This is a genomic window from Asanoa sp. NPDC049573 (assembly GCF_040676615.1).
Lineage (GTDB): Bacteria > Actinomycetota > Actinomycetes > Mycobacteriales > Micromonosporaceae > Asanoa.
On sequence record NZ_JBFAPI010000025.1, the window covers coordinates 23,417 to 35,566 of the forward strand.

Sequence of the window (12,150 nt, forward strand, 5' to 3'; positions counted from 1 at the left end):
GCCGTACCGCGAGGCGGCCGTACCGCGAGGCGGCCGTACCGCGAGGCGGCCGTACCGCGAGGCGGCCGTACCGCGAGGCGGCCGTACCGCGAGGCGGCCGTACCGCGAGGCGGTCGGACCGGAACCGCGCGGCGCAATCACCCACGGACCCGCGCACAGGCCCGGGGGCGCACGCGGACAGGCCGTGCATGCATGCCGATCCCGCGAGGCCGGAGGCCGCGACCGAATCTTCGCGGCCTCTCGTCATCCTGGCCGACGGGACGGCCAGCCGGTCCCCACCGGCTGCGGGGCCAACCGGGTGCGTCCGCCGGCGGACGGCCGGGGATCGTCGGCGGCGGGCGACGTGCGGTCCGGACTCTTTGGCCGGGCGCCGACCAGACCGGCCAGGACGCCGCCGATAACGAGCAGGCCGCCGAGGACGTCCGTCGGGTGGACCGGTTCGTCCAGGAGCAGGGCGGCGCTGGCGATGCCGAACAAGGGCACCAGCATGGCGAACGGAGCGACCGTCGACGCGCCGTACCGGCTGATCAGGTAGCCCCACGCGGCGAAGCCGCCGAGCGTCGCCGCGCCGGCGACGAACAGGACCGCGAAGATCGCGGCCGCGTCGACGTCGCGCAGCGCCGCCAGGTCGGTGGCCGGGCCGTCGACCAGCAGGGACAGGGCGATCAGCCAGGGTGCGGCCAGGGCGCTGACCCAGACCATGAAGCGCAGCATGTCGGTGCCGCCGGCCTTACGGGTGGCCACGTTGGACAGGCCCCACGCCGCGGCCGCGGCGATCACCAGGGCGAACGCGCCGCCGGGGAGGTCCGAGCCGAGACCGGCGGCCACCACGACGACGCCCACCGCCGCGACGGCCAGGCCGGCCAGGCGGCGGCGGCCGGGGCGCTCGCGCAACAGCGGCACGGCGAGCAGCACGGTGAAGACGGCCTGGCTCTGCAGGACCAGCGAGGACAGGCCCGCCGGCATGCCGGCCGCCATCCCGGCGAACAGCAGCGAGAACTTGGCCACGCCGAGCGCCATCGCGACGGCCAGCAGCCAGCGCCACGGCACCCGGGGGCGGCCGACGAAGAAGACCGCCGGCAGCGCCGCGAAGGTGAAGCGCAAGGCGTTGAACATGAGCGGCGGGAAGTGGTCGAGGCCGACCCGGATGACGACGAAGTTGACGCCCCAGAGGGCGGTCACTGCGACGGCGAGGGCGATGTCGCGAAGTTTCACGGCGTCATCGTCGGCGGCGCAGACGGTTTAGCACCAGCAATGCTTTCTTCATCCGCCAGGTAGCCTCGCTACATGATTGATGTCGGCCGGCTGCGCGCCCTCGACGCCGTGGCCAGCTACGGAACGGTGCTCGCGGCCAGCGCGGCGCTGCACTGCACGCCGTCGGCGGTCTCGCAGCAACTCGGCAAGCTGGAGCGGGAGACCGGCGCCACACTGGTCGAGAAGGACGGCCGGCGGATCCGGCTGACCGAGGCCGGCCGGGTCCTCGCGGCGCACGCGGCCAAGGTGTTGGCGGCGCTCGACGAGGCCGAGGCCGCGTTGGCGGCACAGCGCGACACCGTCACCGGGCGGCTCACAGTGGCGGCCTTCGCCACGGCCTGCCGCGGGCTCATGCCGCACGCACTGCACCGGTTGGCCGCCGATCACCCTGCCCTGCGTACGGGCCTGATCGAAGGCGACCCGCACCACGCGCTCGACATGCTCCAGCGCGGCCACGTCGACCTGGCGGTGCTCGACGACTGGCCGGAAGCGGCCCTGACCTGGCCGCCCGGGGTCACCGCGACCGAACTCGGCCTCGACGTCGCCGACCTGGTGGTGCCGACCGGCCACCGGCTCGCGGGCGCGACCGGGCCGGTCCGGCGGGACCAGCTGATCGGCGAACGCTGGATCGCGGCCCCGCCCGGCGCGATCTGCTACGAGTGGCTGATGCGGGTGCTGCCCGGCGTGGAGCCGGACTTCCTGGTCGGCGAGTTCGAGACCCAGTTGACGCTGGTCGCGGCCGGCCTCGGGGTGGCCATGCTGCCCAGGCTGGCCCGCCCGACGTTGCCGTCCGGTGTGGTCGCCCTGGCCGTCGCGCCCCGGCCGACCCGGCGGGTGACGATCGCCTGGCGGGCCGCCGCGGCCGCGCGCCCGGCGATCCACGCGGCCGTGGCGGCGCTGCGCGAGTCCTGGGTCGGTACGAGTACAGTCGAACAATGACGGAGCGCTGGCAGCCCACCCGCGCGGAGCTGGATCTCTCCCGCGTCCTGGAAGCGTTGTCGAGTCCCCTGCGGCAGCGGGTGGTGGCCACCATCGCGGCCAACCCGGGCGCCGCCTACAGCTGCGGTGACCTGCTGTCAGACCTGCCGAAGTCGACCGCGACCCACCACTGGCGGGTGCTGCGGGAGAGCGGCGTCATCGGGGTCAACCGCGACGGCCGCACCCACCGGCCCGAGTTGCGCCGCGCCGATCTCGACGCCCGCTTCCCCGGCCTGCTCGACGCGGTACTCGGCGCCGTCGCGACGTCGGCTCCCTCACACGCGGGCGCCGTTGCTTAAGGTTCGATAGTACGCGTACGTTCGTACCGTGCTACCACCTGCCCGGCACGGCCGTGCCGACACCCGCCTCGTCGTTCCCGTTCTGCTCCTCGGCGTCGTGTCGTACGCGCTGATCCAGTCGCTGATCGCTCCCGTCCTGCCGGTGATCCAGCAGGACCTGCACACCACCCAGAGCACGGTCACCTGGGTGCTGACCGTCAACCTGCTCTCGGCGTCGATCTTCACGCCGATCCTGGGCCGGCTCGGCGACCGCGCCGGCAAGCAGAAGGTGCTGCTGTTCACGCTGGTCGCGCTCGCGGCCGGCTCGGCCATCTCGGCGGTGGCGCCCAACATCGGCGTCATGCTCGTCGGCCGCGCCGTGCAGGGCCTCGGCGGCGGTGTGCTGCCGCTGGCCTTCGGCATCGTCCGCGACACGCTCCCGCGCCCGCGCGTCGCCGGCGCCGTCGGCCTGGTCGCCGCGGTGCTCGCGATCGGCACCGGTCTCGGCGTGGTGCTGGCCGGCCCGATCGTCGACGTGCTCGACTACCGCGCGCTGTTCTGGCTCCCCATGATCATGGTGCTGATCGCAGCCGCGGTCACCTACGCGCGCATGCCGGCATCGGGGGTGCGGGCGCCGGGCCGGTTCAGTTGGACCGCTTCCGTGTTGCTGGCCGCGTGGCTGGTCGCCCTCCTCGTGCCGCTGACCGAGGCCGCGCGGTGGGGCTGGGGCTCGACCCGGGTGCTGAGCCTGCTGCTGGCCGCGGTCGTGCTGGCGGCCGCCTGGATCGTCGTCGAGACGCGCTCCGCCAGCCCGCTCATCGACATGCGGATGATGCGTACGCCGGCTGTCTGGACCACCAACCTCGTCGCGCTGCTGTTCGGCGTCGGCCTCTACGGGCTGCTCGGCTTCCTGCCCGCGTTCGTGCAGACGCCGCCGTCGGCCGGTTACGGCTTCGGTGCCAGCGTGACCCGGGCCGGGCTGCTGATCCTGCCGATGAGCGTGGCGATGTTCGCCTCCGGCCTGGCGGCGCCGCGGCTCACCCACCGGTTCGGCGCCAAGGCGGTGCTGGTCGGCGGGACGCTCTTCGCGGTGGCGTCGTTCGCGATCCTCACCCTGGCGCACGACCACCAGTGGCAGATTTTGATCGCGATGGCGGTCCTGGGCCTCGGCTTCGGGGCGGCGTTCGCCACGATGTCCAATGTCGTCGTGGCCGCCGTGCCGGCACACCAGACCGGCGTCGCCAACGGCATGAACGCCAACATCCGCACGATCGGCGGCTCGCTCGGCGCGGCGCTGATGGCCAGCATCGTGAGCGCTCAGGCCCTGCCCAACGGCCTGGCGACGGAGGACGGCTACCGCTACGGCTTCGCGGCACTGGGCATCGCCGCGATCGGCGCGGCCCTGGCCGCGCTCCTGGTGCCCCGCAACCACCAACACGCCGCCGAGCCGGTCGCCCCGGCCCGCGACGAGGAGGCCTACGCGGAGGCCGCCGTTGCGGGTGTCCCCGGCCTCGAGGCCGAGGCCACCGCGTAGCCGGGTGACAAGGGACGCGACGCAGCAGGGCCCACACCGTGGCCCGGGTGACAAGGCCCCGCGCAGCACGGCCCGCGTCGTAGCCGGGTGACTAGGGCCCCCACGCAGCAGCGCCTACGCCGTAGCCAGTGACAAGGCCCCCACGCAGCAGCGCCTACGCCGTAGCCAGTGACAAGGCCCCCACGCAGCAGCGCCTACGCCGTAGCCAGTGACAAGGCCCCCACGCAGCAGCGCCTACGCCGTAGCCAGTGACAAGGCCGCCACGCAGCAGGGCCCGCGCCGTAGCCGGTGACAGGGCCCACGCGCGCAGCAGGCACCGGGCCGTAGCGAAGGGCGCGACCACACGGCCGCGCCCTTCGCACGCGGCTACGCGAAGTAGTGGATGGTGCCGCGCAGGGCGGCGGCGCCGCCCTCACAGTGCTGCTCGTAGGTCGCGAACAGGGCGCTCACCGCACCGGTGTCGTCGAACGCGATCTCCCGGATCGTGAACGAGCCGGTGAGCGTGTTGCAGCCGCGCCCGTTGCCGCTCACGGACAGGCCCGGGTGGCCGGGCTCGTTGAACGGGTAGCGCTGTGCGTCGGTGTAGGTGCCGCGCTTGAGCGTCTGACCCGCCGGCGGGGTCAGGTTGACCGTCCAGTCGTCGCGCTGGCCGGATACCGAATAGGCCACGCCGTTGGCGTTGCCGGACAGGTTGAAGACCGACAGCGCGTTGGTGTAGGACTTCGTGACCCCGCCACCGATGTAGTCGCCGCTGTCGCTGACGAACTTGTAGGACAGCGGGTAGGCGGCGAACTTCACCGTGCCCTTCAACGGCGGCGCGGTCGCCGACTCGCAGTTCTGGGTGAAGCGGGCGTCCAGCATGGTCACCGTGCCGTCGGCGGCGGTGCCGATCTGGTCGATCCAGAAGCTGCCGTAGACCTCGTTGCAACCCCGGCCGGTCCCCGACACGTCGAGGCCCGGCGAGCGGCCGGTGCGGAAGGCCGCGCGCTCCGCGTCGAGATAGCGACCGGGCTTGAGGACCTCGCCGTTGGGTGCGGCGAGATCGATCGACCACCACTCGTCGCCGGCGTCGACCGACACCGTCACATAGCCGGCCGTTCCGGAGATCCGGATGTTGGCCTCGGGCGCTGTGTAGTCGCGCGTCTGGCCGCCGCCGATGTAGTCACCGGCCGCGCTGGTGAACGAGTAGGACGTCGTGCTGGTCGGTGCCGCCTGGGCCGGCGCGGCCACGAACGCCAACACCAGTCCACTGACGACACTGATCGCGAGACCAACCCGGGACATGCGTCTGAGCAGCATCAGTTCTCCCCGTTGTGATGCGGTGGGCCGCACCGGCCGGCGCGGCCGGAGCCACCGTATCGACAAACGTCAGAACTTGCTGCCCCGCAATCAGTCGCCGAGGAAGTCGAGCACCACCGCGGCGAAGAGCGGTGAGCTGAAGATCGAGTAGTGGGTCACGCCCGGGATGATGGCCAGCGCGTGACCGCCCGCGGGCCGGCCCTCGCCCATCCAGCCGCCGTCGCGCTGGCCACCGTCGAGCAGGGCGAAGGTCTCCATGTAGGCGCTCGGCGGCACCTGGTCGGCGTCGGCGCCGACGACCATCGTGGGCACCCGCAGCGACCGGACCTGCTCGGTGAAGTCGATCTCCTCCGACATGAAGGCGCCGATCTTGTCGAGCAGCCGGCCGAAGTCTTCGGGGCGCGGTGCGACCTTCTGGTAGAGCTGGTACATCGGCGTGTCCACCATGAACTCGGCCGCCGCGGCGCTCACCTGGCCCTGCTGGGCGCGCATCTCCGGGTAGACCGACTCGGTGCGCAACCAGGCCGAGGCCATCACGAGCTTGCCGACCTTGTCGGGGAACAGCGCGGCGGTGTGCATCGCCACGCCGCCGCCCAGCGAGTAGCCGACCAGGTCGGGTCGCGACAGGCCGAGGTGGTCGATCAGCGCGGCGATGTCGGCCGCCATGAGCTCCAGTCGCAGCGGCCGGTCGACGTCGGCCGTGCGCCCGTGCCCCTGCAGGTCGACGGCGATCACCTGGTGCGAGGCGGCCAGCAGCGGCAGCACCGGGCCGAACATCTCGCCGGAGCCGAGCCCGCCGTGCAGCAGGATCATCGGGCGCCCGGAGCCGTGCGTCTCGTAGTAGAGGTTGATGCCGTTGACGTCGGCGTACCCGCCGACGCCGGTGGTCTCGGCGGTCCAGTCGGTGTTCGTCACCCCGACCATGCTACGGAAACCGCCCGATTCAGGCGCCCCAGCCCGCCGCCGTGCCGCCCACCCGGGCGGCGGTCACCGTCTCGAGGTATCCCGACGCCTTGAACGCGCCGATCGGGTCCGGGTCGAGGCCCATCTCCGCGCGCAACTCACGCAGCAGCGGCCGGACGTCGGTCTGGTAGGCGTCCATCAGCACGTCGTTGGCCTCCAGCACGTCACCGGCCTGCTGCGCGGCCGCCAGCGCGTCGACGTCGACGAGCAACGCTTTCGCTGTCGCTTCCTGGACGTTCATCACCGAGCGGATGACGGCCTGGATCTTCGGTTCGATGTTGTGACACTGATCGAGCATGAACGCGATCCCGGCGGCCGGTGCCAGCGCGCCCGCGGACACGATCTCGTGCATGATCCGGAACAGCTGGAACGGGTCGGCCGCCCCGACCATCAGGTCATCGTCGGCGTAGAACCGGGAGTTGAAGTCGAACCCACCCAACTTCCCGGCCCGCAGCAGGAACGCGACGATGAACTCGATGTTCGTACCCGGAGCGTGGTGCCCGGTGTCGATCACGACCTGGGCCCGATCACCCAGCGACAGGCAGTGGGCGTACGCCGTGCCCCAGTCCGGCACGTCGGTCATGTAGAAGGCCGGCTCGAACAGCTTGTATTCCAGCAGCATCCGCTGCCCTGCGCCGAGCCGGCCGTAGACAGCCGACAACGCCTCGGCGAGCCGGTCCTGCCGCGCCCGGACGCTGTCCTGACCCGGATAGTTCGTGCCGTCGGAGAACCACAACTTCAGGTCACGCGAACCCGTCGCGTCCATGATGTCGACACACTCGACCAGGTGCGCCAACGCCTTGGCCCGGACCGCCGGATCGGGATTGGTCACCGAGCCCAACTTGTAGTCGTCGTCCTGAAACACGTTGGCATTGATCGCACCCAGGGCGACCCCGCGCTCCTTGGCGAAAGCCGAGAGATGGCCGTAGTCGTCGACCCTGTCCCACGGGATGTGCAACGCCACCGTCGGCGCCACCCCCGTGAACCGGTGCACGACCGCCGCGTCAGCGATCTTCTCGTACGGGTCCCGCGGCACACCCTCCTGCGCGAACACCTTGAACCGGGTCCCCGAGTTGCCGAACGCCCACGAGGCGGTCTCGACCCGCTGGTCACGAAGCGCCGCGAGGACCCGCGTACGGTCGGTCATGGTTGCTCCCTCAAGGCCGCGTCGACGGCGGCGTGGCGGCGCCGGTCGTGAAGCAGATCCGGCGCACGCCAGCCACCTTCCGCGAAGGACTAGAAGTCGAACTGGTCGATGTTGGACGAGTCGAACGTGAACGGGTCACCCAGCACGATCTCGCCGCCCGCGCCGACGGTGTACTCACCGAGCTTGCCGGCCTTGAACTTGTCGCCCTCCTTGCCGGTGATGATCCCGGAGGCCAGGGCGCCGCCGGCGTACGCGGCCAGGTAGCCCAGGTCGGCCGGGTTCCACAGGGCGAACGCCTTCACGGTGCCGTCCTTGACGTACGCGCGCATCTGGTTGGGCGTGCCCAGGCCGGTCAACTGCACCTTGCCCTTGTAGGACGACCCGGACAGGTAGCGGCCGGCGGCGGCCACCCCGACGGTGGTCGGCGAGATGATGCCCTTGAGGTTGGGGTGCTTGGCCAGCAGGCCCTGCGCCTCCTGGAACGACTTCTCGTCCTGGTCGTCGCCGTAGACCGTGTCGACCAGCTTGAGCTTCGCGTACTCCGGCTTGGCCAACTCGGTCTTCATCATCTCGATCCAGGCGTTCTGGTTGGTCGCGTTCGCCGTCGCCGACAGGATCGCGATCTCGCCGCCGTCCGGGCCGACCGCGTCGGAGATCAGCTTGATCTGCGACTTCGCGATGCCGTCGGCGGTGGCCTGGTTGACGAACACGTCGCGGCACTCCGGCTTGGTGTCGGAGTCGTAGGTGACCACCTTGGCGCCGGCGGTCTTGGCCTCGGTCAGGGCGCCGCAGATGGCGTCCTTGTCGTTGGCCGACACCACGATCACGTCGGTCTGCTGCTGCGAGAGCGTGTTGATGTAGGACACCTGGGCCGACGGGCTCGCCTCGGACGGGCCGGTCTGGGTGAAGGTGCCCTTGAACTCCCCGACGGCGACCTTGCCGCCCTTGTTGTCGGAGGTGTCGAAGTAGGGGTTGTTGACCTGCTTGGGCAGGAAGGCGACCTTCAGGCCCTCCTTGATGGTGCCCGACGAGTTGCCGCCGGTGCCGGTGCCCGAACCGGCGCCCGCGTCGGTGCTGTCGTCCGCACAGGCGCCCATGGCGAGCGTCAGCGCCGCGAGGACGGTCGTCGCGACGACGCGTACACCTGTGATCCTCATGGTTGGGTCCTTTCCTCAGGGGGTCGTCGCCGCAGCCGCCCGCGGGCCATCCGCACCACGTTGGGCCCGACGACGGAAGCGATGAGCAGCGTTCCGGTGACGATCGTCAACGCGTTGGCCGGGACGTCGGCCAGTTGCAACGCGTTGCGCAAAGTGCCGAGGAGCGCGACCGCGGCGACCACACCGAGCAGGCCGCCCCGACCACCGAAAATGGACACGCCGCCCAACAGCACGGCCGCCACCACCGACAGCTCGAGGCCATTGGCGTTGTCGGCCCGGGCGGACGCGAACCGGAACGTCCAGAAGACGCCGGCCAACGCGGCGACCACGCCGGTCGCCACGAACAACCAGAATTTGGTACGCATGACCGCGATGCCGGAGTACGCGCTGGCTTCGGCGTTGTTGCCGATCGCGTAGAGCCCGCGGCCGATCGGGGTGGCGTGCAGCAGCACGCCGAACAGCACCGCCAGGACGGCGACGACGATGACGAACCAGGGAATCACCGTGCCGGGGATCGGGGCGATCATGTTGGTCGTCCAGGCGATCGGGTAGTCGGCGATCGCCCGGTCGCCCAGCACGACGTAGGCCAGTCCCCTGTAGAGCGCGAGGGTGCCGATCGTGACGGCGAGCGAGGGCAGGCCGAAGACGGTCACGAAGATACCGTTGACCGCGCCCAGGACGGCGCCGAGCAGCAGGCTGACCACCAGCAGCACCGGGAACGACGTGACGCCGGAATGCCAGAGCTGGCCCATCACGCTGCAGGTCAGGCCGACCGTGCTGGCCACGCTCAGGTCGATCTCGCCGGTGATCACGATCAGCGTCATCGGCAGCGCGATCAGCGCGATCGGGATCGCCTCGAGGATGACGAACCGGTAGAAGCGCGGGTTGCCGACGCCGTCGACGGTGAGCGTGCCGACGACGATGACGAGCACCAGGGCGACCAGCACGAGCAGGTCCCAGGAGCCGAGCAGGCCGCGGGCGGTCGGCCGCGCGGGAGCCGCCGGCTCGCGGACGGGTGTCTCAACGGCCACGGTCGCCGCCTCCTCGGAGCCGGCGGGCCATCCGCACGGCCAGCGAGCGGTCCAGGCCGATGGCGGCCAGGATCAGCACGCCGACCGCGGCGCGCTGCCAGAACGGGTTGATGCCGAGCACCGGCAGCGCGCTGCCGATCGTGGTCAGCAGGACCGCGCCGAGCGCGGCGCCGTAGACCGAGCCGCTGCCGCCGAAGATCGCGACCCCGCCGACCACGACCGCGGCGACCACGTTGAGCTCCTGGCCCAGGCCGGCGTTGGCGTCGATGGTGCCGAACCGGGCCGCGTGCAGCACGCCGGCCAGGCCGGCCAGCGCGCCGCTGGTGACGAACGCCCAGAAGACGCGGCGGCCGACCGGGATGCCGTAGAGGCGGGCCGCGTCGGGGTCGGAGCCGATCGCGTAGAGCTCGCGGCCGCTGCGGTAGGAGCGCAGGAACAGCCCGGCGGCGACCAGCACCACGACGGCGAAAAGGGCGAGCACGGGAATGCCGAGGACGCTCGCGTTGCCCATCCGCAGGAAGCCGTGCGGCATGTCGGCGGCGTTGATCTGGCGGCCGGTGGCCCAGGTGTAGTCGATGCCGCGGAACACGTAGAGGGTGCCGAGGGTGACCACCAGCGCCGGGACCCGGGCGGCGGCGATCAGGCCGCCGTTGACCGCGCCGCAGGCGGCGCCGAGCGCCATGCCGGCCAGGATCGCGACCGGGATCGGCAGGCCCGGCGCGCTCTGCAGCATCGCGCCGGTGGCGAACGCGGCCAGGCCGAGGATCGAGCCGACCGACAGGTCGACGTTGCGGGTGATGATGACGATCGCCTGGCCGACCGCGAGGATCGCCAGGATGGTCGAGCCGAGCAGCAGGTCCTTGACGTTCTGGCCGGACAGGAACCGGGTGTTGGTGGCGAACGTGACCGCGACCAGCAACAGCAGCGCGAGGGCGATGCCGAGTTCGCGGACGACGAAGACGCGGTGCACGGCCGCCGTCGGCCCGGTCGCGGCCGGCACCGGCGGGGCCGTCATGACCCGGCTCCCGTCGCCGCGACCATCACCGACTCCTCGTCGGCGCCGGACCGCGGGATGTCGGCGACCAGCCGGCCCTCGCGCATGACCAGCACCCGGTCGGCCATTCCCAGGACCTCCGGCAGCTCGCTGGAGACCATCAACACCGCCACTCCGTCGGCCGCCAACTCCGAGAGCAGGCGGTGCACCTCGGCCTTCGTGCCCACGTCGATCCCCCGGGTCGGCTCGTCGACGATCAGCACCCGGGGCCGGGTCGATAGCCATTTCGCGAGGACGACCTTCTGCTGGTTGCCGCCCGACAGCGTGCTGACCGGGTCGGTCGGGCGGCCGGCCTTGACCTGGAGCTTGTCGGTCCAGGTGGCCGCCGCCCGGCGCTCGGTGCCGCCGAACAGCAGGCCGGCTCTGGCCAGGGCCCAGCGCCGGGGCAGCGTGGTGTTGCGCTCGACCGACAGCTCCATCACCAGGCCCTGCTGGCGCCGGTCCTCCGGGACCAGCGCGAGGCCGGCGGCGATCGCGGCCGGTGTGTCGCCGGGCGGCAGCGGCGTGTCGTCGACCCGCACCTGACCCGCGTCGGGGCGGTCGACGCCGAAGACCGCGCGGACCACCTCGCTGCGGCCGGCCCCGACCAGCCCGGCCAGCGCGACGATCTCGCCGGCCCGCACCTGGAAGCTGACGTCGTCGAAGAAGCCGTGCCGGGTCAGCCCCCGCACGTCGAGCCGGACGTCGCCGGCCGTGCTGTCGAGCTTGGGAAACAGCGTGGCGACGTCGCGCCCGACCATCTTGCGGACCACGGCGTCGACCGTCAGCTCGGCCGTCGGCGCGGTGTCGACCCGGCGGCCGTCGCGCATCACGGTGATCCGCTCGCAGAGGTCGAACACCTCGTCGAAGCGGTGCGAGATGAACAGCACCGCGGCACCGGCGTCGCGCAGCGACCGGGCGACCGCGAACAGCCGCTCGACCTCCACACCGGACAGTGCCGCGGTCGGCTCGTCCATCACCAGCACCCGGGCGTTGGTCGACAGCGCCTTGGCGATCTCGACCAGTTGCTGGTCGGCGATGGACAGGCCGCGCGCCGGCCGGTCGGGGTCGAGCCGGACACCGAGGCGACCGAACAGCGCGGCGGCCCGATCGCGCATCGCGGCGGTGTCGATCCGGCGCAGGCTCCGTCGCGGCTGCCGGCCCATGAAGATGTTCTCCGCCACCGAGAGGTCGGGGAACAGCGTGGGCTCCTGGTAGATCACCGCGATGCCGGCGGCCCGGGCGTCGGCCGGGCCGGCGAAGGTGACCGGCGCGCCGTCGAGCACGATCGCGCCGCTGTCCGGTGGATGCACCCCGGCCAGGATCTTGACCAGGGTGGACTTGCCGGCGCCGTTCTCACCGACGAGCGCGTGCGCCTCGCCGGCGACGAGCTCCAGGTCGACGTCGCGGAGCGCCGCGACGGCGCCGAACGACTTGCTCACCGACTGCAGCGACAGCATCGCACCTCCCGGTCAT

Annotated in this window: 11 protein-coding genes; 3 read left to right on the top strand and 8 right to left on the bottom strand. The window is 71.8% G+C overall.

Going from position 1 to position 12,150, the window contains the following annotated elements:
• Positions 1-243 precede the first annotated feature (243 nt).
• Positions 244-1,215: an EamA family transporter gene (locus tag AB0J74_RS34860; protein ID WP_363456141.1), complete on the bottom strand. Its 972-nt coding sequence runs from the start codon at positions 1,213-1,215 to the stop codon at positions 244-246.
• Positions 1,216-1,287: 72 nt separating this feature from the next.
• Here AB0J74_RS34860 and AB0J74_RS34865 point away from each other — a divergent pair, with 72 nt between their 5' ends.
• From AB0J74_RS34865 to AB0J74_RS34875, 3 genes are read left to right on the top strand one after another with little or no spacing between them, the layout of a single operon-like run.
• The gene (locus tag AB0J74_RS34865) at positions 1,288-2,193 is read left to right on the top strand and encodes a LysR family transcriptional regulator (RefSeq protein WP_363456144.1); all 906 of its coding nucleotides are present in this window, start codon (positions 1,288-1,290) and stop codon (positions 2,191-2,193) included.
• The gene (locus AB0J74_RS34870) at positions 2,190-2,531 is read left to right on the top strand and encodes a helix-turn-helix transcriptional regulator (protein ID WP_363456147.1); all 342 of its coding nucleotides are present in this window, start codon (positions 2,190-2,192) and stop codon (positions 2,529-2,531) included. Before AB0J74_RS34865 ends, AB0J74_RS34870 begins: the two co-directional genes overlap by 4 nt.
• Positions 2,532-2,559: 28 nt before the next feature.
• A complete protein-coding gene (locus AB0J74_RS34875) occupies positions 2,560-4,044 on the top strand; it encodes an MFS transporter (RefSeq protein WP_363456150.1) in 1,485 nt (494 codons plus the stop codon).
• A 366-nt stretch (positions 4,045-4,410) separates the two neighbouring features.
• Here the strand turns inward: AB0J74_RS34875 and AB0J74_RS34880 are convergent, their stop codons facing one another.
• The 7 genes from AB0J74_RS34880 to AB0J74_RS34910 all read right to left on the bottom strand — a co-directional run bounded on the left by AB0J74_RS34880 (position 4,411) and on the right by AB0J74_RS34910 (position 12,134).
• Positions 4,411-5,343 carry a hypothetical protein gene (locus AB0J74_RS34880; protein ID WP_363456152.1) on the bottom strand — a complete coding sequence of 311 codons (933 nt, stop codon included), beginning with the start codon at positions 5,341-5,343 and terminating at the stop codon, positions 4,411-4,413.
• Between the two features lie 90 nt (positions 5,344-5,433).
• A complete protein-coding gene (locus tag AB0J74_RS34885) occupies positions 5,434-6,156 on the bottom strand; it encodes an alpha/beta hydrolase (protein WP_363456275.1) in 723 nt (240 codons plus the stop codon).
• A gap of 130 nt (positions 6,157-6,286) precedes the next feature.
• Positions 6,287-7,453 (bottom strand): L-rhamnose isomerase, encoded by a 1,167-nt coding sequence (gene rhaI, locus AB0J74_RS34890; protein ID WP_363456155.1) that lies wholly within the window; start codon positions 7,451-7,453, stop codon positions 6,287-6,289.
• An 89-nt stretch (positions 7,454-7,542) separates the two neighbouring features.
• Positions 7,543-8,610, bottom strand: a complete 1,068-nt coding sequence (gene rhaS, locus AB0J74_RS34895; RefSeq protein ID WP_363456158.1) for a rhamnose ABC transporter substrate-binding protein — start codon at positions 8,608-8,610, stop codon at positions 7,543-7,545.
• On the bottom strand, positions 8,607-9,641 hold the full coding sequence (locus AB0J74_RS34900; RefSeq protein ID WP_363456161.1) for an ABC transporter permease: 1,035 nt from the start codon (positions 9,639-9,641) through the stop codon (positions 8,607-8,609). The genes rhaS and AB0J74_RS34900 overlap by 4 nt, the downstream gene beginning before the upstream one ends.
• A complete protein-coding gene (locus AB0J74_RS34905) occupies positions 9,631-10,656 on the bottom strand; it encodes an ABC transporter permease (RefSeq protein ID WP_363456164.1) in 1,026 nt (341 codons plus the stop codon). Before AB0J74_RS34905 ends, AB0J74_RS34900 begins: the two co-directional genes overlap by 11 nt.
• On the bottom strand, positions 10,653-12,134 hold the full coding sequence (locus tag AB0J74_RS34910) for a sugar ABC transporter ATP-binding protein (protein ID WP_363456167.1): 1,482 nt from the start codon (positions 12,132-12,134) through the stop codon (positions 10,653-10,655). Before AB0J74_RS34910 ends, AB0J74_RS34905 begins: the two co-directional genes overlap by 4 nt.
• Positions 12,135-12,150 lie beyond the last annotated feature (16 nt).